This window comes from Ruegeria sp. AM2 (genome assembly GCF_056540685.1).
In genome coordinates this window covers 1-24,468 of record NZ_JBQFXE010000010.1, presented here as the reverse complement: position 1 = coordinate 24,468, position 24,468 = coordinate 1, and the positions used below count along the sequence as shown (strand labels likewise).

20 protein-coding genes are annotated in these 24,468 nt (G+C 55.1%); 7 read left to right on the top strand and 13 right to left on the bottom strand.

From position 1 onward, the window contains the following. Window positions 1–9: 9 nt before the first annotated feature. Together ACR0CR_RS16210 and ACR0CR_RS16205 are read right to left on the bottom strand one after the other, a co-directional pair. Window positions 10–975, bottom strand: a complete 966-nt coding sequence (locus ACR0CR_RS16210; protein WP_480601004.1) for an ABC transporter permease — start codon at window positions 973–975, stop codon at window positions 10–12. A 93-nt stretch (window positions 976–1,068) separates the two neighbouring features. Then, the gene (locus ACR0CR_RS16205; RefSeq protein WP_480601001.1) at window positions 1,069–2,175 is read right to left on the bottom strand and encodes a sugar ABC transporter substrate-binding protein; all 1,107 of its coding nucleotides are present in this window, start codon (window positions 2,173–2,175) and stop codon (window positions 1,069–1,071) included. A 267-nt stretch (window positions 2,176–2,442) separates the two neighbouring features. Between ACR0CR_RS16205 and ACR0CR_RS16200 the strand changes: the two genes are divergently transcribed. The 5 genes from ACR0CR_RS16200 (at window position 2,443) to ACR0CR_RS16180 (ending at window position 7,458) form a co-directional block, all read left to right on the top strand. Next, window positions 2,443–3,093, top strand: a complete 651-nt coding sequence (locus ACR0CR_RS16200) for a TetR/AcrR family transcriptional regulator (RefSeq protein WP_480601266.1) — start codon at window positions 2,443–2,445, stop codon at window positions 3,091–3,093. Between the two features lie 121 nt (window positions 3,094–3,214). Next, window positions 3,215–4,465: an ABC transporter substrate-binding protein gene (locus ACR0CR_RS16195; RefSeq protein WP_480600998.1), complete on the top strand. Its 1,251-nt coding sequence runs from the start codon at window positions 3,215–3,217 to the stop codon at window positions 4,463–4,465. Window positions 4,466–4,540: 75 nt separating this feature from the next. Beyond that, entirely contained in the window at window positions 4,541–5,458 is a 918-nt protein-coding gene (locus ACR0CR_RS16190) for a carbohydrate ABC transporter permease (protein WP_480600996.1), read from the top strand. Further along, on the top strand, window positions 5,458–6,339 hold the full coding sequence (locus ACR0CR_RS16185) for a carbohydrate ABC transporter permease (RefSeq protein ID WP_480600993.1): 882 nt from the start codon (window positions 5,458–5,460) through the stop codon (window positions 6,337–6,339). The genes ACR0CR_RS16190 and ACR0CR_RS16185 overlap by 1 nt, the downstream gene beginning before the upstream one ends. Before the next feature lie 3 nt (window positions 6,340–6,342). Beyond that, window positions 6,343–7,458 carry an ABC transporter ATP-binding protein gene (locus ACR0CR_RS16180; protein WP_480600991.1) on the top strand — a complete coding sequence of 372 codons (1,116 nt, stop codon included), beginning with the start codon at window positions 6,343–6,345 and terminating at the stop codon, window positions 7,456–7,458. A 128-nt stretch (window positions 7,459–7,586) separates the two neighbouring features. Here ACR0CR_RS16180 and ACR0CR_RS16175 read toward each other — a convergent pair whose 3' ends face one another. The 9 genes from ACR0CR_RS16175 to ACR0CR_RS16135 form a co-directional block, all read right to left on the bottom strand. Continuing rightward, window positions 7,587–9,290: a GMC family oxidoreductase gene (locus ACR0CR_RS16175; protein WP_480600988.1), complete on the bottom strand. Its 1,704-nt coding sequence runs from the start codon at window positions 9,288–9,290 to the stop codon at window positions 7,587–7,589. Window positions 9,291–9,316: 26 nt separating this feature from the next. Continuing rightward, window positions 9,317–9,802: an adenylate/guanylate cyclase domain-containing protein gene (locus ACR0CR_RS16170; RefSeq protein ID WP_480600986.1), complete on the bottom strand. Its 486-nt coding sequence runs from the start codon at window positions 9,800–9,802 to the stop codon at window positions 9,317–9,319. Further along, window positions 9,799–12,999, bottom strand: coding sequence for an ATP-binding protein (locus ACR0CR_RS16165; RefSeq protein WP_480600982.1), 3,201 nt, complete (start codon window positions 12,997–12,999; stop codon window positions 9,799–9,801). Before ACR0CR_RS16165 ends, ACR0CR_RS16170 begins: the two co-directional genes overlap by 4 nt. A gap of 466 nt (window positions 13,000–13,465) precedes the next feature. Further along, window positions 13,466–15,346, bottom strand: coding sequence for an adenylate/guanylate cyclase domain-containing protein (locus tag ACR0CR_RS16160; RefSeq protein ID WP_480600979.1), 1,881 nt, complete (start codon window positions 15,344–15,346; stop codon window positions 13,466–13,468). A gap of 242 nt (window positions 15,347–15,588) precedes the next feature. Beyond that, a complete protein-coding gene (locus ACR0CR_RS16155) occupies window positions 15,589–16,482 on the bottom strand; it encodes a carbohydrate ABC transporter permease (protein ID WP_480600976.1) in 894 nt (297 codons plus the stop codon). A 3-nt stretch (window positions 16,483–16,485) separates the two neighbouring features. Next, window positions 16,486–17,403 carry a carbohydrate ABC transporter permease gene (locus tag ACR0CR_RS16150; RefSeq protein WP_480600974.1) on the bottom strand — a complete coding sequence of 306 codons (918 nt, stop codon included), beginning with the start codon at window positions 17,401–17,403 and terminating at the stop codon, window positions 16,486–16,488. Window positions 17,404–17,448: 45 nt separating this feature from the next. Further along, window positions 17,449–18,702: an ABC transporter substrate-binding protein gene (locus ACR0CR_RS16145; protein ID WP_480600972.1), complete on the bottom strand. Its 1,254-nt coding sequence runs from the start codon at window positions 18,700–18,702 to the stop codon at window positions 17,449–17,451. Next, the gene (locus tag ACR0CR_RS16140) at window positions 18,699–19,805 is read right to left on the bottom strand and encodes an ABC transporter ATP-binding protein (RefSeq protein ID WP_480600970.1); all 1,107 of its coding nucleotides are present in this window, start codon (window positions 19,803–19,805) and stop codon (window positions 18,699–18,701) included. Before ACR0CR_RS16140 ends, ACR0CR_RS16145 begins: the two co-directional genes overlap by 4 nt. A gap of 9 nt (window positions 19,806–19,814) precedes the next feature. Then, window positions 19,815–20,939 carry an enolase C-terminal domain-like protein gene (locus ACR0CR_RS16135; protein WP_480600967.1) on the bottom strand — a complete coding sequence of 375 codons (1,125 nt, stop codon included), beginning with the start codon at window positions 20,937–20,939 and terminating at the stop codon, window positions 19,815–19,817. A gap of 135 nt (window positions 20,940–21,074) precedes the next feature. Here ACR0CR_RS16135 and ACR0CR_RS16130 point away from each other — a divergent pair, with 135 nt between their 5' ends. Continuing rightward, window positions 21,075–21,776 carry a GntR family transcriptional regulator gene (locus ACR0CR_RS16130; RefSeq protein WP_480600965.1) on the top strand — a complete coding sequence of 234 codons (702 nt, stop codon included), beginning with the start codon at window positions 21,075–21,077 and terminating at the stop codon, window positions 21,774–21,776. A 318-nt stretch (window positions 21,777–22,094) separates the two neighbouring features. On the opposite strand, the gene ACR0CR_RS16125 is transcribed toward ACR0CR_RS16130, so the two are convergent. After that, window positions 22,095–22,289: a hypothetical protein gene (locus ACR0CR_RS16125; protein ID WP_480600963.1), complete on the bottom strand. Its 195-nt coding sequence runs from the start codon at window positions 22,287–22,289 to the stop codon at window positions 22,095–22,097. A 64-nt stretch (window positions 22,290–22,353) separates the two neighbouring features. Next, the gene (locus tag ACR0CR_RS16120; protein WP_480600962.1) at window positions 22,354–23,118 is read right to left on the bottom strand and encodes an SDR family oxidoreductase; all 765 of its coding nucleotides are present in this window, start codon (window positions 23,116–23,118) and stop codon (window positions 22,354–22,356) included. A 267-nt stretch (window positions 23,119–23,385) separates the two neighbouring features. On the opposite strand from ACR0CR_RS16120, the gene ACR0CR_RS16115 reads away from it, so the two are divergent. Further along, window positions 23,386–24,174: an IclR family transcriptional regulator gene (locus tag ACR0CR_RS16115; RefSeq protein ID WP_480600960.1), complete on the top strand. Its 789-nt coding sequence runs from the start codon at window positions 23,386–23,388 to the stop codon at window positions 24,172–24,174. Window positions 24,175–24,468 lie beyond the last annotated feature (294 nt).

The following is a 24,468-nucleotide window of genomic DNA, read 5'->3' as shown; positions in this document are numbered from 1 at the left end:
TGCCCGTCCCTATTTCACGAAGGTCACGGATTTACGGTCTGTCGACAGAACCACAGCCGCAATGACCAGAACACCCAGAACGCCGTCCTGCACGTAGCCCGGCAATCCAATCACAACCATGCCGTTGTTAATGACATTCACGATCAGAACTCCGATCAGCGTGTTCCACACACCGCCAATACCACCCCACAGCGCGGTGCCGCCCACAACCACCGATGTGATCGACACAAACATAAAGTTCGACCCCGTCGCGGTTTCGGCAATTCCTATGCGGCCCACTGCCAGCAATGCACCCACCGCATAGAACACGCCCGCCAGCGCAAAGCCCATGATCCGTACACGATTGACGTTCAGGCCTGACGCATGCGCCAGGTCTTCGCCGCCGCCAACGGCATAGAAATTGCGGCCCAGCGTCGTGCGCGACTGAATGAACCAGGCAATCAATAGAAAGAGAAAGCCCACATAGCACATCACGGGAAAGCCAAACCAACGTTCGGTCAGGAGCGAGCGAAAAAGGTCATCCTCGACCCTGATCCGGTCCCCGCCGGTCAGCAACAATGCGAAACCGGTGCCGACAAAGCCCATAGCCAAAGATGCCATGAAGGATGGAATCTTGAGACTGACATGGACAAGTCCGTTGACCAGTCCAATTGCGGCACCAACCAACAATGCAAGCGGAAGGGCCAGCCACGCCCAGGATGCCAATGTGCCCCCGAGCCAGATAAATGCGAAGGCAAACACTACCGCGCAGACAGAAACAGTGCCTTCCATCGACAAGTCAATCGACCCCATTATGATGATGAAAGTGACGCCGATGGCGACCATCAAAGCCGGTGTGGACGAGATCCCGATCCGCGCGAAATTGCGCAGCGAGAAGAAGCGCGGCTCCATCGCCGTGAAGATCAAAACCAGGACGACAAGGACGATCAGGGGCGCCCATTTGATCAGCACGTCCCGTGTCAGCACATTACTCACGTGCTTCCTCCCACTGAGTGATTTGTTCGGGTCGTCGACCTACAAGGTCGGAATTGGAGCAGCGGACCGGGGCAAAACCCGGTCCTCCAAGGTTTACTTGTATTGGATCTGGCCGTTGGTTGGCCCCCAAAAGTCCTTCCAGTCATAGGTCGGAACGTTGTCCAGATACTCGGCCTTGAACGCCTGCGCGTCTTCCGGACGGATCATGATCGTCGGTCCATAGAACTCGCGGCTTGAATGTGGTTCATCGGATGGTTTGAAGTGACCAGTGGCCGCATAGTAGGCCAACGCCGCGGTGATACCGCCACCCCAGTGCGGGTTGGTAAAGACGGTGGCCAAGATTTTGCCCTCGGCGACCAATTCGACCGCCTGCGGGTTGCCATCATATGACACGATCGGCATGTCCTCGATCCCTTCGGCACGCAAGGCTTCCAGCACACCGTAGGCGATGGTGTCGTTGGCGCAGTGTACGCCTTTGATCTCGTCACCGTAGCGGGTCAGGAACGCGCTCATGACCTGGTTAGCTTTCTGGGTATCCCAGTCCGCAGGCTCGGCCGCCAGCAGTTCTACATTCGGATAGTCATTCAGGGCGGTTTTCAGACCGGCAAGACGTTCAATCGCCGGGTTGTTCGAAGCAATGCCCCCCAGATGGACCACGCCGCCTTCGCCGCCCATCGCATCCAGCAAAATGCGCGCGGTTTGCTCGGCCGGACCTTCGTCGGACCACGTCATGTGACTGACATAGTGATCACCGAAATCCCACGGATGCAGATCGTCGGTCTTGTTCCAGATGGTCGAAACGTATCCACCGGCTTCTGCCACAGCCTCGACAACGGGGCGGGCGTTGGGTGCATCATTGGTGTCAATGGCCAAAGCGAGTTCGCCATTGGTCTTTGACAGCAGCGCCTTGACGTCTGCCAGCGACTTTTCCGATGACCCCTCGTTGATCAGGTGGGTCAGAAAATCCTTGGGCTTGCCCAAGCTTTCGACAAACGCTTCGCCACCTGAAACGATTTCGTTCCAATACGGGTTGGTGCGGTTGCGATACGACCAGGCAACCGTTGGGTCCGTGACTGCAGCCCGGGCCATTCCGCCGAGCATGCTGGAAACGGCGGCCCCACCTACACCATAGGCAGATGCCAGCAGGAAGTTGCGACGAGTGACCGTCTCCTGCGCGATGAACTTCTTGATGAATGACATTGCGTCCTCCCTTTAGATCAGCAACTGGGACCACAGGTATTTTCCATGCCGGCCCCTCCCCGGCACATGTCCCACATGACGGCACTTTACACCGGTAATGCACTAACTAGTTACTTCTTTACGAAATGGTGTGTCAAGCGCTAAGAATGAAGTGAAGCTGGTCAAGACGGGCATGCTTTGCGCCGAAACAGGGCAAAACGCCTCTTGAATCATGGCTGCATTTTCCCGATCACGTCGGGCAAAGCAGAATGGAAAAGGAACTTGGCAGTGGTCGAAAAGACAACCACCAAAAGGAAAAGAGACGCCGAGGCGACAAAGGCAAGGATCCTGCAGGCGGCTAAGAAAGAATTTGCCAAGCACGGTTTGGGCGGTGCCCGCGTGGACGTGATTGCAGAGCGTGCAAATGCCAACAAACGCATGTTGTATCACTATTTTGGCAGCAAAGAGGATTTGTTCCGCACGGTTCTGGAAGCAGCCTATCTTGATATTCGAAGCGCGGAACGTAAGCTGAACCTTGAAAGTCTGTCGCCCTCCGACGCGCTGGAGTCGCTGGTCCGCTTTACCTGGCAATACTATTTGAAAAATCCCGAGTTCATCACACTCGTCAATAGCGAGAACCTACACCGCGCGCGCCACATAAGGTCACTTTCAGGTCTTCCAGAAACAACCAAAGGACTCGTGGCCATGGTGGAAGACATTCTGAGACGTGGCGAAGAAAGCGGCGAGTTTCGTTCTGGTATAGATGCCACGCAGCTGAACATCACCATTGCTGCCATCGGGTACTACTATCTGACGAACAGATTTACTGGCTCCTTCCTGTTTCAACGAGACATGATGGAGGAACAAGCGCTGAATGCGCGGCTGGATTTCAACGTGGAAAGCGTGATGAGGATCGTTCGAAACGATCAGGGTGCCTAGGCCTGACGCCGCCACTGCCCCTAAAGGCGAGCCCGTAAATAGTTTTCTTGACTCCGATCAGGATTCCACCCCTATTATTTTGTAACCGCACGGTTACAATAATGCCAATAGGGAGGAAGGCATGAACAAGGTAATCAAGACGCTCAAATTGACGACAGCGGCTTTGGCCTTTTCGGTCTCGGCGGCTCAGGCCGAGGATGTGGAAGTTCTGCACTGGTGGACTTCAGGCGGTGAGGCTGCCGCCCTCAATGTTCTGAAGCAGGATCTTGAAGGCCAGGGCATTGGCTGGCAGGACATGCCGGTTGCCGGCGGTGGCGGCACCGAGGCAATGACGGTGTTGCGCGCGCGCGTCACCGCTGGTGATCCTCCGACCGCCGTTCAGGCGTTGGGTTTCGACATTCTGGACTGGGGTAATCAGGGCGCACTGGCCAATCTGAACGACTTGGCGGCCAAGGAAGGTTGGGATGAGGTCGTGCCTGAGGCCCTGCAATTCTTTGCCAAGGTTGATGGCAAATGGATTTCCGCACCGGTCAACGTCCATTCCACCAACTGGGTCTGGGCCAACAAATCTGTGCTGGATGCCAATGGCATCGCCCCCCCGCAAAACTGGGAGGAGTTTGTGGCCGCCGTTGAAACACTGAAAGCGGCGGGCGTGACCCCCATCGCGCATGGCGGTCAGGCCTGGCAGGATGCCACGGTTTTTGACGCAGTCGCCATGTCGGCTGGCGGCCCCGAGTTTTACAAGGCGGCCTTCATCGATCTGGATGAAGAGGCTTTGGGCTCGGACACGATGAAAGAGGCCTTCGACCGAATGGCCTTTATCCGTGAAAATGTCGACGACAACTTCTCGGGCCGTGATTGGAACCTTGCCACTGCCATGGTCATCAACGGCGAGGCCGGTTTCCAGATGATGGGTGACTGGGCAAAGGGTGAATTCCTGAACGCAGGCAAAACACCCGGAACGGATTTCCTGTGCTTCCGCTTCCCGGGCACGCAAGATCAGGTCACGTTCAACGCCGACCAGTTCATGATGTTCGATCAGGGCGGCTCGGTCTCGGCGGAACAGGCCGCACTGGCCAGCGCCATTCTGTCCCCTTCGTTCCAGATTGCGTTCAACAAGGTCAAAGGCTCGGTTCCGGCCCGGACGGATGTTGACGGCAGCGAGCTGGATGCCTGTGGGCAGCAGGGTATGAAGGATCTGGCCGCAGCAGCCTCATCCGGCAATCTGTTTGGCTCGATGGCACACGGCCACGCGGCACCGGCTTCGGTGAAAAACGCGATTTACGACGTGGTCACCGCACATTTCAACGGCGAGTACGACAGCGAGACCGCTGTAACCGAACTTGTCGACGCGGTATCAATCGCCAAGTGATCCGCCTAGGGGGCGGTGCGCCAGTGCCGCCCTACTCATCTTCTCGCAGAAATCTCCGATACCGGGAGGGATGCTATGGCCACGGCCACCGAGGCGGATTTCAAAACCCGTCTGCAGAACTGGATTCCCAAACTTGTCCTGTCGCCGTCGCTGGCCATGGTTTTGATCTTTGTCTACGGGTTTATTCTGTTCACCGTTTTTGTGTCCTTCACTGACAGCCGCATCCTGCCTTTTGTGGACAAGAACGGGCAGCGCAGCTTTGATCTGATTGGCCTGTCCAATTACGAGAAACTTTTCAAACTGTCCCACTGGGAAATCGCTCTGACCAACATGGCGGTATTTGCGGGACTGTATATCGTGGTCTGCACGCTGATCGGCCTGACATTGGCGATATTGCTGGATCAGAAAATCCGCGGCGAAGGGTTCCTGCGCCCGCTTTATCTTTATCCCATGGCTCTCAGCTTCATCGTGACGGGCACGGCCTGGAAATGGTTTCTGGACCCCGGCATCGGGCTGGAAAACATCCTTCAGGCCTGGGGTTGGGAGAGTTTTGAATTCGACTGGATCAAAAACCGCGACTTTGCGATCTACACGGTTGTTCTTGCCGCTGTCTGGCAAACATCCGGCTTTGTCATGGCGATGTTCCTGGCTGGGCTTCGGGGCATCGACAACGAGATCCTGAAGGCGGCTCAGATGGACGGTGCATCGAATTGGAATCTCTATCGCCGCATCATTATCCCACAGCTCCGCCCCGCCTTCCTGTCGGCCTTCGTCATCCTCGCCCATCTTGCCATTAAAACCTTCGACCTTGTCATCGCAATGACCGGAGGTGGCCCCGGACGGGCAACCGAATTGCCCGCAACCTTCATGTATTCCTACACGTTCAGCCGTAATCAGATGGGGATCGGCGCGTCCTCGGCGGTCATCATGCTGATGACCATTGCCGCGATCATGGTCCCGTATCTCTACGCGGAACTGAAGGAGAAGAAGTGATGGCCGTTGCAAGCTCAGATACAGCAATCCGCACCGGCCGTTTCACCCGCACGCTAATCTACGTCGTGCTGATCCTGTTCGTGTTGTTCTACATGCTGCCGCTTTACATCATGCTGGTGAACTCGGTGAAACCGCTGTCCGAGATCACAGGCGGCGGCATGATGTCTTTGCCAAACGTCTTCACGCTCGAACCCTGGTCCAAGGCATGGTCCACCGCGCAGATCGGCGTCGAACCCACAGGGTTGCGCCCCTATTTTCTGAACTCGATCGCTATGGTGGTTCCAGCGGTTGTTATCTCGACCGTGCTGGGGGCATTGAACGGGTACATCTTGACCAAATGGCGGTTTCGCGGCGACACGATCCTATTCGGGCTGATGCTGTTTTCGTGTTTCATCCCCTTCCAGATCGTCCTGATTCCGATGGCCGCCATTCTGGGAATGCTGGGCCTTTCGGGAAAAACTGCGGGTCTTGTGCTGGTGCATGTGGTCTACGGCGTCGGCTTCTCGACGCTGTATTTTCGCAATTACTACGCGGCTTTCCCGACCGAACTGGTGCGCGCTGCGCAGATCGACGGAGCTGGTTTCTTTCAGATCTTCTGGCGCATCCTGCTGCCATCTTCTGGGCCAATCATCGTGGTCTGCGTGATCTGGCAGTTCACAAACATCTGGAACGACTTTCTGTTCGGAGCCTCCTTCGCCTCGGGCGACGGAGCACCGATGACAGTCGCTCTGAACAACCTTGTGCAAAGTTCAACCGGAGTGAAGGAATACAACGTTCATTTCGCCGGAGCGATCCTTGCCGCAATGCCAACCCTGCTCGTTTACATCGTTGCCGGACGCTATTTTGTGCGCGGCCTGATGGCGGGCTCTGTCAAGGGGTAACCGATGGGTTTTCTCGATATCGACAATGTCACAAAATCTTACGGCGCGGTGGAAGTTCTGCACCGGGTCGACATCGCTGTCGAAGAAGGCGAATTTCTTGTTTTAGTCGGCCCCTCGGGCTGCGGAAAGTCCACGCTGCTGAATTTGATCGCGGGTTTGGAGGAGATCACTTCCGGCGAAATCCGGATCAAAGAGGCGGTGATGAACGGGGTGCACCCGTCGAACCGCAATATCGCAATGGTGTTCCAGTCTTACGCTCTCTACCCCAACATGACAGTTGGACAGAACATCACCTTTGGGTTGGAAATGCACGGGGTGCCCAAGCCTGAGAGAGACAAGGCGATGGCCGACGTCGCCAAGTTGCTGCAGATCGAACAGTTGTTGGACCGCAAACCCGGGCAGCTTTCGGGTGGACAACGCCAGCGTGTCGCGATGGGTCGGGCCCTTGTGCGCAATCCGGATGTGTTTCTGTTTGACGAACCCCTGTCCAATCTGGACGCAAAACTGCGCGTAGATATGCGGACCGAGATCAAGAAGCTGCACCAGAACCTCGGCACAACCATTGTCTACGTGACCCATGATCAGATCGAGGCGATGACCCTTTCGACGCGGATCGCCGTCATGAACGGCGGGTATGTGCAGCAACTCGGCACCCCGAAAGAGATTTACGACACCCCAGCCAACCTGTTTGTCGCGACCTTCATGGGTTCACCTTCAATGAACCTGATCGAAGCGAAAGTGCGGGTTGAAGGCGAGACCGTCCATGCGATGACCACAAACGATCAGGGCAACGACGTCAAGCTTTCAGTTTACCAGCCCTCGGCAGCATTGCGCAGCTTTGACGGGAAACAAGTCATCCTGGGTGTTCGCCCCGAAGCGCTGACGGATGTCGAAGGTGCTGATCACCGGTCGACCCATGTCGAAGTCATTCAGAACTCGGTCACGGTGACAGAACCGGCAGGCTCGGACACCTTCGTGGCCACGACCATCGGAGGCGCCGAATGCGTCGCCCGAATGCGCGCAGACGCCGACGTCGAACCCGGACAACAAGCTGAATTCGCATTCAATATGGAAAAAGCCGTTCTGTTTGACCCAAAAACTGAAAAGCGGATCGAGTAAGCGCCCCCGAAAATCGAATTGAAGCTTGAAGCGATTTTTGCGGCCAAGTCAGTACGGCGATTTTTTCAAGCAGTTCTACCGCAGTTTTCAAGCAGAGTCCGACCCCTCCAAAGCCAGCTGTTGATCCGTCAGCGATCTGCATCCCTTCTTCGGTGAATTCTGGAAGCTCCAGGACGCTGTTTGTCTCTGCGCGTGTCGGGGAGATCGACGGCTGGCAACGGCTCCAACCCACGCACAAGATCAGCGGCCTTTTCGCCGATCATTATCGTTGGGGCGTTGGTGTTGGATGAATTGATTTTCGGCATGACAGAACTGTCGCAAACCCGTAGGCCGTCTATCCCACGGACGCGCAGTTTCGGGTCAACGACCGCCGTGTCTCCAACGCCCATCTTACAGGTGCCAACAGGGTGGTGGTCCGTCTTGGCCATACCACACGCGTAGTCGAATAGGGCTTCTTTAGATCTCACGTCATGACCGGGCAGAACCTCTTTGCGAAGGAACGGTCTCAGGGCGGGCTGGCGCAGGATCTCGCGGGCCATATCCAGCCCCCTCAGGGACATTTCCAGATCATAGGGATCAGCCCAGTAGTTCGGATCAATCAAAGGTGCGGCTCGCGGATCCGACGACGCGAGTGTCACGGTCCCTCGCGAACGTGGCCGCGTGAATGCGCTGTTCAGAGTCAACCCTGCGCCGTTGATCTTTGCAATACCCTTTTCGATCCCCGATCCCTGTCCAAGGTGGAACTGGATATCCGGTGACAACGCGGTTTCGTCCGCATACCAGAACCCCCCGGTTTCGAATAGCGAAGCAGTCACCGGCCCCGTCTTGAAAAGCATGTATTGCAACGCGGCAAGCACCGTTCGATCGAACCGGTCCACACCATCATAGGTATGCGGGCCGGTGCATTCCTGAATGGCACACAAATCAATATGATCCTGCAGATTCTGCCCAACCCCAGGCAAGTCATGAACCACCTTTACGCCAACGGAATCAAGGTGATCGGCAGGACCGATTCCGGACAGCAACAGCAGCCTCGCTGACCCGATTGCACCTGAGGCGACCAACACTTCGCGGCGCGCAAGCAGCGGCTTTGCTTGCCCCCTATGCGCCACTTCAACTCCTGCGGCGCGACTATTCTTGACCACGACCTTCAGCACCTGCGTTTCCGTCAACACCGTTAGGTTTGGTCGTGTTTCTGCCGGCTTCAAATACGCCGTGGCGGTAGATGACCGTCGGGCATAGCGCTGTGTAAGCTGATAATATCCCACCCCAGCCTGTTCCATGCCGTTGAAGTCCGGGTTGTAAGGCAGACCATACTCTCGACCGGCTCGTATGAAAGCGTCGCAAATCGGCAATGCGCCACGCGGCATGGATACGCCCAGCGGACCGTCGCTCCCGTGAAATTGGTTAACGAAACGTTCATTGCATTCAGCGCGTTTAAAATACGGCAGAACCTCTCGATAGCTCCATCCGTTGCACTGTTCTTCAGTAGCCCAGGCGTCGTAGTCCATTTGATTCCCGCGCGTGTAGATTTGCGCGTTGATCGTACTGCCGCCGCCTAGAACCTTGGCTTGCGTGAACCAAAGCTCGCGGTTTTTCATGTGCCTCTGCGGAACCGTCGACCACCCCCAGCTCGCGATTCCTCTGGTCATCTTCGCGAAACCCGCGGGCCAGTGAAACAGCAGGCTCCTGTCACGCTTACCTGCTTCGAGAAGCAACACTGAAACATCAGGATCTTCGGTCAACCGATTAGCCAGCACACAGCCTGCCGACCCCGCGCCGACGATAATGTAGTCGAACTCCTGACGCACGATGCTCTCCCAATGCCACATGTAACCATGTGGTTAATTAAAATGTTTCACATAATGCTGCGGAAGTCAAAAACCTCCAGCTTCCAAAAAGCCAAATGAGTCCGACGCATCCTTGGGCGAATAGGTTCGCAATCTGTGAACACAAACAGAGTTTTCTCGATGTTGTGCGACACATGGACAACCGGCGCATGCGTATTGAACCGTGTCGGGTTTCCTTTTGTTCGGATGGGGTAGTCCAACTCATGGTTCAGCGCTTTGACCTGAGACAGCATCCGATGCGCCATTTCAACGATCACTTCAGCATGGTCGTCCCTGTGATCAGGCACTCCGGCGGCAACCAAATATACGCCTCCGATTGTCTTGATCTTTTCCACGCCAAGTTCTGATGCGGTCACATCTAAGCTGGAAAAGACCCGATTTAGATTGCGAACAACTTGCGCGGGTGGCAATTTCGCCGACATCTCGGTAAAACCAACGATATCCGAGAACAGGATGGTGACGTCGTCATGCCGATCGGCAACCCGATTGCTCAACTGTTGGCGTCGAGGAGAACTTGTTTTGTACGAACCGCGCGTTCGATCAGCATTTGGGCCTTTTGAGTCTGTGCAACCGTGATAGCCTGGTCAAAGGCAGCATTCGCTGAATCGCTATCTCCTTGTGCCGCTCTGATTTCTCCGGTGATCCGCAGCAATTCAGCCTCGGCCCAGTGTTCCCCTGTTGTATCCTGTTCTCGCATCGCGCGATCAACTGTACGTTGGGCCGCGCCAGGATTCCCGGCCCTGAGTAGGGCTTTCGCATGTTCAGCCAAATAGAGCGTTACCCAAAGCCAGCAACCTTTTGCGCGATACTCTTCCAAGGCCTTGTCCAATTGATGAACGGCACCAGGCGCGTCGGTCATGCAAGCCAGGACAGCGTCATGAATGGCAACAAAATCTTTCCACAACGCCATGTCGTGCTCGTCAGAGAGCCGTCGCATTTCCTCATTGATCTGGGTTGCGCTTTCCAAGTCGCCATTCCAGATCGACAACGTGACAGCATGCAGACCTGCGTAACAAATTGTGTTGGCGTGATTTAGCTCGCGGGCTCGAGCAAGAGCCTTGTAGCAGGTTTGTTGAGCCGCGTTTTCGTCGCCACACATCCATTGCGCAAGGAACATGTAGCACCAGATCTGCACACCCGGGTCCTGGGCGAATTTCGTGGAAAAATCTACGATCTCGGCAGACTGATAGAGTTCATAAGCAGCTTCGAGGTCTTGAAGTGCTTCAGCGGGCCGGCCCTTGGCTATCAGAGTCGCAGCCCGCATCCGGCGCGAGATCAGCTTTGGGATCGGGTCAGATTCGTTCGCCATGTCCTCTACAAGTCTCGAAACCAGATCGAATGCTTTGTGCAGATTGTTACCGATATAAGGCGCGATCCAGGTTCCATAGTAGATTGCTACCTTGAGTTCCGGGTCCGTGGTCGCTTCGATCCGGTCCAACGCTTGTGAGAACGCTTTGCTGGCTTCGGTTGATGCATAGCCATCCTTGGCGATATGCACCTGAGCGAGTTGCACCAGAAGCGCCAGCTCACGTTCGCGCCATTGCGGCTTGTCCAGCAAACCCGCCACCAGCGTCAGAGCAGTTCTAAGATGATTTCCCGCTTCTACATACGCCGGTCGGGCCTGGGCTTTTCTGGCAGCGTCGCCCCATAAAGTTATGGCCTTTTCTGTCAACCCAGCCTCAGTCGCATGATGTGCGATCAATTCTGAGGGCACATTCGGGTCGGCCTCAAACAGATTCGTGAGTCTTTGATGGATTTCCAGACGTCGACGTTTCAGTAAGCTTTCATAAGCTACATCCCGAACCAGTGCATGCTTGAAGACATATGTCGCATCCGGAGGAATCCCCCGCCGAAACACAAGTTCGCTGCGTTCAAGCTGTCCCAGCGCATCGTCAAGCACCAGATCATCGACCTGGGCGATTTTTGCCAAGGCGGCACGGTCGAAACTTCGCCCGATACAGGCGGCCATCTGGGCGACTTCCTTCACAGGTTGAAGCCGGTCAATCCGCGCCATGAGGGAATCATGCAGTGTCGCCGGGATAGTTACCCGGTCAATTGGACCGGCAAGCTGGAAGCTGTTTTCGGATTCAATCAGATCGCCAGATTCCAGAATGGTTTTAGTCAGCTCCTCGACAAAAAGGGGAACGCCGTCAGTTCGGTGGATGATCTCCCTGATCAGCTCGTCTGGGAGGGTTTTTCCACCAGATATCTTTGCGAGAACACCTTCGATCTGCTCTGATCCTAGCCGGTTCAATGTAAGCTTGGATACAATTGGATGACCACCAAAAGTATGTTGAAAAGTCGGCCTGCCAGTAATCAGGATCATGACCCGCTCGGTGGCAATCCGATCCAGACACGCTTCGAGCATTGCAAGCGTCGAGGCATCGCACCAATGCGCGTCCTCGACAACAAGGAGAACCGGCTTTTCTCGCGAAAGCGCCTGCAATTCCGCCGAGGTCTCCTCCATAATCCGAACCCGAAGTTGTTGTGGTGTCAGATAAGGGGTTTCGGCAGATGGACCTGTTTCAATCTGAAGAAGCTCAGCAATGATTAATGGATCAGCAGCGCGAAGTTGATGGCGAAGCTTTGCGGTTCTTTGGCTGGCCGAGTCGGTATCCAAGTGACCCATGGCGTGTGAGAGTTGCTGGATAACGGGAAAGAAACTCGAATCCGTGTGGTAGGGTGAGCAGTGATAGGTCATCCGGAAATGATCCTGCATCGAGACCGCTTCAATGACGGCACGCGTCAGTCTGGACTTGCCGATGCCTGCCTCACCGATCAGAACGGCAACTTGGCCCTCTCCGGAATTTGCGCGATGCCAGCGCTCCATGATCAGTCCCAGTTCATGGTTGCGTCCGATCATCGGAAGGACGGGACTGAAATCTTCGGCCTCGAACCGGCTTTCCAAGCTGCGCTCGGTTGCGATCCTCCATGCCGGTACTGGCGAGTCCAATCCCTTGATGTCGAAATGGCCTAACTCTTCTAATTCGAACGAGTCTTGGATCAATTGCTTTGTCGATTCCGGAACCAGTACTTGCCCCGGCTCAGCCAATGCCTGAAGACGCGCTGCAAGGTTTGGTGTGTCGCCCACTACGGTTTCTTCCCGTGATGCTCCGTCCCCGATAAGGTCACCGACGACGACCATGCCGGTCGCCACTCCGGCCCGAACAGAAAGTGCCTGACCATCAGGCGAGACCACTTCAGCGACTGACCCGACAATTTCCAGCGCAGAGCGCGCGGCGCGTTTGGCGTCGTCTTCGTGCGCCACCGGCCAACCAAAGTAACAAAGGACACCGTCACCCATATACTTTGCTACATTCCCTTCATATCGGGTGATGATACCGGCGACGGTATTTTGATAGCGCTTGATCACTTCGCTCATGTCTTCAGGATCCAACCGCGCTGACAGTGCTGTTGATCCGGCGAGATCCACGAACAGCGTCGTCAAATGGCGACGCTCGGCTTCGCGCTTAATATCCGTAGCAGTTGTCGCGTCAGACTGAGACTGATTGGTTTCGCTTGCTTCGATAGCCGTTCGCAACCGCTTGCGCGCACCCAGTGAAAGACCAATTTCACGCATGTCCTCATCTGTTAGGTCAAAAAGGACATCAAGATCGATCTCATTCTCAACCAGAACCGTCTCCAGGTTAAGGAGCTTCCTTTGCGTCAGCCATTCTATGAGATCGGACATAGGTTGATTGTTCCTCGAAGAGGGTTTGAGAACCGTAGTGTTCCCGATCAAGTCAGTTTGGGCAATGAGTATTCGTGAGACGACGATTTTGCTAAATTCACTACAGAATAGCATTACGGCTTGGTTGCGGACATAAGAACAAGGTGCCAACTAAGTTGGCCTGGGATGCGACTGAACAAAGTTGCGTTCAAAGAAGTGACCAGGGCTTTCACTCCGGCATAGCGCTCGGAAAATCCCGAGGTCGGCGCTGATCACTATGCTCCTGGCTAGGGCATCACGATCAACCGGGAAATTCAATTCGGGCGCGATGCCTGGGAATACGAACGATAAGTAGCTGCCCATGTACAATGATACCGCCCGTACATTGACCCGTGCGGCGACCATCAAGACCCGGATGGCGCGGGAACCACTTGCGATCCTCGCGAAGCTGCGAATGCGGAAAATGTCCGCAGAGTGCAAAAAACCACTATGACGCGTTTTCCGGAACTCCCAATGTTCGCAGATCGTCTAACCAACGGTTGTGGAACTCTTTGTCTGTGAACGGAGCAGCTCTCGCTTCTTCAATATCGTAGCCGGGATTGTCCTCTAGAAACTCGCCCATCATGGTCCGGGCCTCGTCATCCCGCCCCAACCGCAGCAAGATCGGAGCAAGCGTGCGCCTGAGGCGATCCGGGACCCCGTTCATCTTCTCGATTGAAGCCAGCGCTCCTTCGTAGTCCTCTGCAAAGTACTGGGCCCAACCCAGATTCCACAGATACCAATCCGGATGATGTGGATTGAGACGTATTGCAGCCTTCATCCGGTCAACAGCTTTATCTGCCTTTCCGCTGTAGATCAGAGGATCAATTGAATCGGCGAGTACCTGAGCGGAATTTGGGTTTAAAGAAATAGCCTTGTCGTAAAGCAATGCGGCCTTCTCTAGATCGCCACTTTGCACAGTGATACTTGCCAAAACCTGATGAGCTTTGAAATTGAATGGCTCCAGGCTTATCGCCTTTCTGGCCATTTCAAATGCGCGCGCCAAAGATTCTTCACGCGAAGTAGTTTTAGTCCATCCCCAGCGGTAGCCGAAGTTATGGGCCCAGGCGAGTTCGATATATGCACCCGCAAATTTGGGGTCGAGTTGGATTGCCTTCTCGCTCAGCTCCATAGCAAGAATGTTGCCTTCCTTGGTGAACGTAAATGATTGTTCCTGAGCGCGCTTAAAAAGCTCGTATGCATTCAAATTGTCAGTGGGCTGATGCTCTAGCCGATCATACTCGGCTAGGTCGATATTCTCATTGAGGGTCAGGGCGATGGTTCGCGTAACTTCGTCTTGAACAGCAAAAATATCTTCAACATCGCGGTCGTAGTTCTCAGCCCAAAGATGTTTGCCGTTTGTTGCGTCGATCAATTGCGCTGTGACCCGCAGCTTGTTTCCTCTTATTTGGACACTGCCCTCAACAACGTAGCGAACGCCCAGCTCTTCTGCCACTTGTTGCACCAATACTGGCTGGCCCTTGTAGGTAAACGTGGAATTGCGTGAGATAACGAAGAAGTCGACAAATCGGGAGAGCGCAGTGATGATGTTTTCACTGAAGCTGTCGCTGAGATAGTCTTTTCCTGGATCGCTGTTCAGGTTGTCGAACGCCAGCACCGCTATAGAAGGTTTGCCAGTTGGTGGGACGACGGAAAGATCGGCCGTATCGGATGATAGGTCGTAGGAGTTCCAAGTTTGCCACGATACTATCCCCCCGATCACGACTGCAACCGCGACTAAAACACCTACGAGGCGCGAGCGACGCGCGGGTGCCACCGGTCGACTGATTGGGGAAACAAGAGCCTTTGCTTTGTCATCAAGCAACAGGCTGAAAACGCGTATAGGTTCTGAGATGTTCTTGAACTCTTGCAGTCCAAGGTCCTCGATATTGAGATCGAGTTTGTCTGATACCTGATCAAATACGTTGGCTGCCATATAGATGCCGTCAGGTACAGCCATACCCTCCAGGCGCGACGCGACGTTCACGCCGTCCCCGTAAATATCCTCGTTCTCCACAACAATGTCGCCGACGTTGATCCCAATTCGGTAGCGGATCCGGCTCGTTTCCGGGACGTCTTTGCCGTCCAATCTGATGTAATGTTGAAACTCAATCGCGCATTGCACCGCTTCAACAGCGCTGGCAAATTCGATTAGCAGACCATCACCCATCAATTTGACGATGCGCCCATTTCGTGCTGAAACGATGGGTTCTATCAGGTCTTCGCGATGCGCTTTGATTGACGTCAGAGTCCCTGCTTCATTCTCACGAATGAGGCGGCTGTAGCCCACCACATCTGCAGCAATTATCGCCGTGAGGCGTCGTTCCAATGCCCAACCTCCCTCGCTCAAACAACAGGTTAGCCAAAAAGGCGACTCTAATCCAGATTCGAGGTGACCGGGTGCATCGCGCCAGCGAAAGCCGCTATAGAAGATTTGGTCAGGAAACGGTGGTCTGTGGCATTTTTTTCATAAGCCGCACATCCAATAAGCTTAATCAGTGCAGCAAATGCCGGAAATGCAGGCTTCTGGGTCCCGTTACCGTGGTCCTGAGCCTAGTCGGAGTTGTAAGCTCAGCCCTTTTCTGCCCCCGACAGCGTTCCCGAACGCACGTATTTTTGCGAGGCCAGAAACAGCACCAGAACGGGGGCAATCACCAGCAGCGCAGCGACGATGGCCTCGGGCTTATTGATCGGGATATCACTGGCCACGTCATTGCCAAGCGCGCCCGAACTGCTGACCAGAACCGCAAGACCAATGGGCAGGCTGTAAAGCTCATCCTTGGTCAACAAAACGAAGGCCAGGAAATAGTTGCTCCAGTTTGCAAGAAAACTGAAGAACGCGACCAGTGCGATCAGAGGTTTGGACAAAGGGAGCGCGACACGGCTGAAGACCTGAAACCGGGTGGCCCCGTCAATGCGTGCGGCGTCGATCAAACCAGCGGGCAATGATGTGGAGTAAAAGATATAGGCCAGATAGACACCGAACGGAAAGAACGCTGTAGCGACGATCATACCCAAGTAACTGTTGTTCAGCCCGAACGCTTGCATTTGCAGAAAGATCGGCAGAGCCACGACGGTGTTTGGCGTAATCATCGCCACCAGCGTTAGAACCAGAATGGTTTTGCGCAAGGGAAAATCATACGTCGCCAGCACGAAGCCAGCAGGCAGGACCGCAACCAGCGACAAGGTGACCCCGCCTATCGTGTAGATGGCCGAATTCAAAGCCCATCTTCCGATTTGGAAATCATTGTAAGTCGTCAGATTGTGCCAGGTTTGGCCGAACATCTCGAAACTGCCAATGCTGAACGGGCCAGAGGAAAACAACATTGGTTCGTCCCGGAAAGCGGCCAGGATCAGCCAAAGCATCGGTGTTGCATAAAAGATGAAAGCGAGGATCAAGATGGTCCACATTGCGACCCGGCCAAGGGTCGATGCCATCGAGTTATCCATGTAGCGCGCGGTCATGGGTCAGTCCATTTTGTAAAAACGTGTGCCGAACACAACACATAGGGAAATGGTGATCGCGACGGTCAGCAACATTGTGCTCAGCGCCGCCGATGCGCCAAAATCACCCAGATTGAACGCGTATTGGAAAGCCAGCTGATTTACCGACCAGTCAGGCCGCGAATACTGCGCCCCGGCCAGCGACATCAGCTGTGGCTCGACAAACATTTGAATGCCGTTGGCAAAGGACAGAATCCCCATCAATGCCAATGACCGCCAGACCATTGGCAATTTGACTCGTGTGGCCGTCTGAAAGGCGTTCGCGCCGTCCACGCGCGCGGCCTCAAGCACTTCGTTGGAAATTCCTTTCAAAGCCCCACCAATCACGACGATCCAACCGCCGGAATAGGCCAGGAAGGCCATCAGGGCAAAAACCATCGGATAGCCGAGGCTTGAGACCACCTGACGGCGGTTTTCCCATCCCAAAGCTTCGAATAGACCGGAATAAGGGCTGACCGCGGGATCCAACAGGAACAGCCACAGGATTACAATCGCCGAGGAAGTGATCGCGCCGGGCAGAAAGAATGAAGTGCGTAGGATCGCGGCCCTGCGCGCAGGGAGTGCGTCAAGCATCAGCGCCAGAGCGGCAATGCCGATGACCATCATTGTTAGCCAGATTGCAACGTAGGAAAACACGTTGCCGATGCTCTCGATCAAACGGAAGTCCTGCAGCGCAAATTGGTAGTTTGTGAAGCCCCAGAAGACCCAGTCGATGGTATCCATGAAACTCAGACCCAGGGCGTACAACACCGGTGCAACGCCAAAGAACAAGAGCAGCGCCAGATAGGGCGACAACATCGCCAGCACAAACCATCGGTCCTTGCGCCTTTGCGCGCGTGGGTCCGAGGGATTGGATGGTTTGGTTCGGGCTGGCGTGTTCATCTGTTTCCTTGATGAAAATGGGGCGCTTACGGCGCCCCATCGTGTTTAGTCAGCGACCTTGTAGCCTGAGACTTTGGCCGAGTTTTCAATCTCGGCGGCATAATCCGGCAGCTTGTCGACGATGCTGGCATCGCTTGCGCCATCGATCTTGGCAAAAGCGGCCATGATGTCAAAGCGATAGCCCCCGTAGGCCGGGTGGCCATAAGCAGCAGATGTTTCCATCTTGTCGTAAACATCGTTGGCGGCATACCAAGGATCGTTGGCCACGCGATCCTTCCACACGGCCGAGCTTTCGGCGTGTGCGGGCATCGTTGTCGCGTTGCCCTGCAGGCCTGAGTCGGTGGTCATCCAGGTTAACAGTTCAATCACCTCATCAGGGTGTTCGGTCTTGTTGTAGCCGCCAAAGACACCGCCGCCCCAGCTCCAGGCAATGGGCTGGTCCTGATCTGCCCATTTCAGCGACTCCGATGCCGCCAGAATTCCGCCGTCCAGTTCATAAAGCGGGCGCATGACATGTTCGCCGAACCATGTGGGGCCGTTGAACATCAGCAGCTTGCCGTCCTTCACATCTGTGACGAAAGAAGGCTCAAACGGCCCATGCGGGCTGAGCGCGCCATTTTCGCGCATCCGGTCGACCATTGCGGCGGCAGCAAGGCATCCTTCGGACGAGAAATCCACGCGGATCGTATCGGTCGACCCTTCCACCAGAAAGCCGGGTTCGCACCCGCCTGCAATCAGCATGTTCACGACAGGTGTGGGCTGCGTGCCCGAGCCAACGATCATTCCGTTTTCGGCCGCGACCTTGCCAATGGCCTCGAACTCCTCCCAGGTTTTGGGCGGTTCCAACCCTAGCTCGGCAAATTTGGGCGCGTCATACCACGCAATGAAATGTGCCAGATCGTTGCGCAGGCACAGCAGCTTGTCGTCACCGGTCTGGCAGGGGGACAGCGCATTCGGCAGGAAGCTGTCCACCACCGACTGGTCGACTTTGTCGCTGATATCCATAAGATAATTTGACCGGCGCGTGGACAACTGCGCGATCTGCTGCAACTCGGCCATGAAGATCGCATCGGGGATATCATCACCTGACCGCATGGCCAATTGCAGCTTGGCGGTCTGATCGGGCGGCGCGACGGTCACAATCTCCAATTCAATATTCTCGTGCGCCTCGTCAAAGGCTTTGAAAGGCTCGATCCGGGCGGTATCGGACCAGACCGTCAGCTTGACAGGTTCAGCAAATGCGCCACTGGCCAACAGGGCCAGCCCGGCGGCAGACATGGCAAAAGACGTCAGTTTCATCCTTGGTTTCCTCCCTTGGAATTCTCTTTTGGAATTGACAGCCCCTGCGCGTCAAAGACGTGGAACGCGTCACCGGGCATCGAAACCGTAACGTGATCGCCGCGACGATAATGGGCATCGGCCTCCAGTTGCGCCACCAACGGCGCAGCATCGGCATAGAGGATATGGGCATAGCTTACGTGGCCCAGTTGTTCGAGGGCGAGGATTTCGCCGTCGATCATGAGTGAGTTATCGGCTTCATTTGCGTTAAGGCGCAATGCTTCAGGTCTTATGCCCAACGTCAGGGATGACGCGTTCGGCAACGCGCGCGCAAGGTCTATGCATTGCGCCGCGCCCATATCTACCCGCACATTCCCTGAAGGGTCGGTGACTGCAGGTATGAAGTTCATCTGGGGCGAGCCGATGAACCCCGCCACAAAAAGATTGCTAGGGTTGCGATACAGCTCCAAGGGGGTGCCGATCTGCTGGATGCGGCCATCGTCAAAAGCCACTATCCGATCAGCCAATGTCATCGCTTCGACCTGATCATGGGTGACGTAAACCATTGTCGCGCCCAGCTCGCGGTGCAGTTTCTCGATTTCGAACCGGGTTTCCACCCGTAAGGCTGCGTCCAGATTGGACAGCGGCTCATCGAACAGAAACACCTCAGGGTTACGCACGATCGCGCGACCGATGGCGACTCGTTGACGCTGACCGCCAGAAAGCTGGCTGGGCTTGCGGTCCAACAAGTCGGTCAGTTTCAGAATCCGCGCGGCTTCGCGCACGCGGGTGTCGATCTGGCCTCTGGCGACTCGGTTCAGGCGTAGATTGAATGCGATGTTCTCAAACACCGTCATATGCGGATAAAGCGCGTATGACTGGAACACCATTGCGATGCCACGTTCTGATGGGGCGGCATAGGTGACATCGTGCCCGCCGATCTCGACCGCGCCCGAAGTCACCTCTTCCAACCCCGCTAGAATGCGGAGCATCGTGGATTTTCCCGACCCGGATGGACCAACAAACACCACGAATTCGCCACCCTGAATGTCCAGATCAACACCCGAGATCACCTCATGGGCTCCGAAGGACTTTTTGACGTTTTTCAGGGCGACTGCGGACATCTGCCTTTCCTAGAATCTATGCTGGTCGATGACCGTTTTGGCGATGGCCTTGGCATCTAATGCATCCCTGTCGAATGCATGGCCGATCCCCGGCTCTTGCGAGATATTCAATTGACCGTCGATGATCGAAATCGCGCCCTGATCCTTGAGCTTGTGGATATGTTCTTCATCAAAGATGATCTGTTCGTAGAAATCGTTGTTCTCAATCGCCCCGCACAGCTGGGCGTTCTCAAGCCCCATCCCGTGAACCTGCGCCCGCATTCCGAAACTATCGGACAGATGCGCAATCTTCATGCAGCCGGTAAAGCCACCTTTGAAGTGGAAACTGGCGCGAGTCATATCCAGTGCTCCGGCTTCGATCCAACTTGCGGCGTTCCAATGTACACCGTCCGAAGTCTCGGCAGCGAGGATCGGGATATCCAACTTGTCGGCGAGTTTGGCGTAAGAACCCAGATGGAACTCGCGCATCGGCTCTTCGTACCACATGTATCCTTCGTCCTGCAGCGCCTTGCCGACAGTCAAAGCATCCGCATAATCCCATCCGGCAGAACCGTCGAACATCAGCGGAGCATCCGGGCCAACCCAACGGCGCAGGGCGCGGATCAGTTCGATATCTTCTTTCACAAGCCCCCAAGCATGCAGCTTGTACGCCCCGAACCCTACATCGCGACAGGTTTTGATATTGCGCTCGTAGGTTTCCAGGTCAGCCCACGTCGCAGTTGAGGCATAGGCCGGAATACTGGTCCGGCTGCCACCAAGCAAAACGTGGATCGGCAGACCTGCGACTTTGGATTTCAGGTCCCAGCACAGCAGATCCATGATGCCCAGTTGCCGCTGATGGAACTCTTCCATCCGGTCGACTTCCCAGACCTTGGTCCACATGGCTTCGGTCATCAAAGGGTTGTCGCCGATGAAATGCGCAAAACGGCGACGGACCACATCATGCACCGCATCACCCATTTCAACAGTGACACAGCCGGTATCGCCGGTATCGGTTTCCATCAGGATCGACGCCATCCGCGGCCCTTCACCTTCTGGAAACCCTCCGTGCGAGGTTGGCAAGCCGAAACGCCAGATGATCTGTGGCGGCCTAGGCACTTCGTGAACCCAGCAGGTAAATCGAGTAATTTTCATCTTTGATCCGTTTTTTATCTTGGTAAGATATTTTTTTATGCGCTGTAAAGATATTTTTAATACGAGAAATTCGATTTTTTGTTTATTCTCTGACCCCATGGTGCTAATGTGGGACCATCGGGCAAAGGAAAATCCATGGCGCAGGCGACCCTGAACCGCATAAAGATACCAACATCGATCTCGGAACTTCCGCGCCATCCGAACGCCGGGTTTGATCGCTTTGTTCAGGCGATCGGCGATGGACGGCTTCAGCCAGGTGCAACCCTTACGCAAGCTCAGCTATGCGACTTTCTGGAAATCTCCTTATCCCCACTGCGCGAGACCCTGGTGCTGCTTGAGGAATATGGTTTGATTGAAATAAAACAGCGTGCGGGGATAACAATCATCAACCCCGAGCTGTCTTTTGTCCGCGAAAACTATCAGTTCCGCATTCTGATTGAGACTGAGGCATTGAAGGCCTTTATCTTGGACGTCTCCGACGGATGGATGGAGGCGGTACGCGAGCGACACAAATCCGTGTTGGCTGATATCGACGGCGCAAAACCTGATGCCGCTTCAATCGAAGCATTTGTGGCACTGGACCAGTTCGTCCATTTCAGCTTTGTCCAAGCGTTAAAAAACAAGTCGATCCTTTCAACCCACAACCGATTGCAACAGAACATCCGAATGGTTCGGGTTCAAAGCACAAATCCATCAGTTGCTGAAAAACTACTGCAAGCGGGACAAGAACATCTTGAACTGCTGGACAGTATAGAAGCAGGCGATCTCGACGGCGCGTCCGCCCGGTTGCGCCGACATTTCGAGGCTTCGATTTACCGTACTGTTGTCAATACCTGACAAGGAAAAGTTGGCCTGAACACTGGCAGCTATCGAAGCTTGAAGGCTTACTCGTTGCTTTCAGCTGACAGTTCCCTGCGTTCCGCTATGTTCCACTGGTTGCGTCTCGGCGCCACGTTCGCAGGTGTCGAGTAAGTGATTTCGCGGCCCTCAGCATATCGACCAGAACTTTGTTCACTCTCTCGTTCTGCAGCCATCGGATTGAACAACTTCGATCGCGCCTTCCTTTGTGAACTGCTTGAAAGTGATGCGGACTTGGCACATTTCACCTGTCGCGACCTTGACCAGCGCGGCACCTTCGCGAATTGCCATCGACTTTCAGCTTTGCGATACGCTCGGCCCTACTCGCACCGTGGCGCGCAGCATGGCCAGCGCTCCATCCGGGGTGATCGCGGCGGAGGGATAGCAATAGTCGCAGAAGCGCAGGCGTGCGGGGGTTTCGTCACTGAGCGCCACGCCCGCGATATCGTTGATGGTGCCAGACCGGCCACGGATGGCACCATCGTGATACATTAGTCCGGGCTCTTACTGGCCTACCTGGCCGAGAAGCGCCAATTTGATCTGAGTCTCTGCTTGCCTACACGGTCCAGCCACCATCGATGGCAAAGGTCTGACCGGTGGTAAAGCCGCTTTCGTCGCTGGCCAGATAAGTCGCCAAAGCCGCAATTTCGTCCGCATGACCGATGCGGCCCATCGGTTGGCGGGCGATAAAGTTCTTCAGAGCCTGGTCATAATCGCCGGTGGCGCGCAGCCGGTCATGCAAGCTGGGGCTGTCGACCGTGCCGGGGCAAATCGCGTTGCAGCGGATATCGTCACCGATAAAGTCGGCGGCAATCGACTTGGTCAACCCGATCACGGCCGCCTTCGAGGCGCAGTACGAAAAGCGGTTCGGCACGCCTTTGATCGAGGATGCCACCGAAGACATGTTCACAATCGACCCGCCGCCCTTGGCTACCATGCCCGGAATAACCAACCTGGCCAACCGATACATCGCCTTAACGTTGAGATCAAAGCTGAAGTCCCATTGTGCCTCATCGCACTCCAGAATAGTCCCTGCGCCGACAAAACCCGCGCAATTGAACAGCACGTCCAATTCCCCAGCACCTGCAACAGCTTCCGCGACGGCCTCCGCGTCGGTGACATCTAGTTTCAGTGCGGTGACGCCTTCGAGGTCGGACAGTTCAGCTATTGTGGCATCGTTAATGTCGCAAGCAATCACCTGCGCGCCCTCGGCCACGTATTTCTCGACGCTTGCGCGTCCGATGCCCTGACCCGCAGCGGTCACGAGAGCTCTTTTTCCGGCCAATCGGCCCAGAGATGGGTTCATATTGATCTCGATCATTGGTTCAGGTTTCAGGCCTCGACCAGCGTGAACCTTGGAAGCCAACCATTTTTGCTTGCGGTTAATGTTGGACGTCAGTCTTGCTTAGACCGACAGCACGTACGCGATTCAGAGTTTGGCATGTGCGGCTTCCATTTCTCCTGATTCCTCTCCGCGCTTTGTTCATATGTAAATCACTGCTTCATTTATAAATCAACATTGACTTTTAACCGCTGTCCAATCGAAGATTCAAACGCTCGGACTCATAAGCTTAATCGGGAGGGGCTAGTGGCAAATTCACCAGAGAAGTACCGCGCTCCGGCGCTGGAAAAAGGGCTTGATATTATAGAATTTCTATCCCTTCACGGCGAAGGACAATCGCAAGGTGAAATTGCGCGTGCCCTGAATCGGTCGCAAAGTGAAATTTACCGCATGCTCTCCACTTTGGTGCGGCGGGGATATGTCAATCGTTCAAAGGATGGCGACCTGTATTCCCTCAGCTTGAAAATGTTCGCAGTATCCCAAGGGCACCCACCGATTGAGCGCCTGATGGAGGTTGCCACCCCAAAAATGCGCGCCGTGACCCGAAAGGCGTGGCAATCTTGTCATCTCGGCATGGAAAGCAACGGGGATATTGTCGTGGTTGCTTCGGTTGCGGCCCCCGGAAACTGGGTTTTTTCGCTGCGTGTGGGTACGGTCGTTGGGCTGGGCAACACCGGAACCGGTCGTGTTCTGGCTGCGTTTCGGAGCGACGACCAGATCGACGAGCTTCTTGATATGCATCGGCCGGCGCAGGGGGAACCGGAGATCGACCGCGCTGAATTCTATGAACATGTAAGCCGCATTCGTGACGTTGGTTACGAGCGCATGCCATCCGCTACCGCCGTGGGCGTTACAAACCTTGCCTTTCCTGTCTTCGACCGAGAAGGCTTGCCCATCTGTGTCGTCAACTGCCCCTACGTCGAGCGCATCGACAAGCTGAATGTACCATCGTTGGATGACGTGCATCTGTTGTATCAATCTCTGGCCTCCGAACTTACCGACTTTTACGCAGGCAGGCGAAGTTTACGTTTCTAGGGCAAAACAATTGATGTGAACTCGAGCGCCCGGTCCCTCGTCGACCCTGGCTTCGAGCTGCCAAGCCTTGTTCCCTTCACGCCCTGAGGTGACATTCCTGCTCTGTTGAACAAGTGACAATTCTACTGTTTGCAACAACAGTTTCTTTTACGTAGTCATTTTCAGAACATTATGATCACTGCCCCCGCGGCTTCACTTTGCTTCATTTATCTTCGATAAGTACCCCTTATCATGAGCATTTGATTTGGCCGAAAAATGCGCGCAGAATGGCCCCATGAAGCCCCCCGCGCCCTA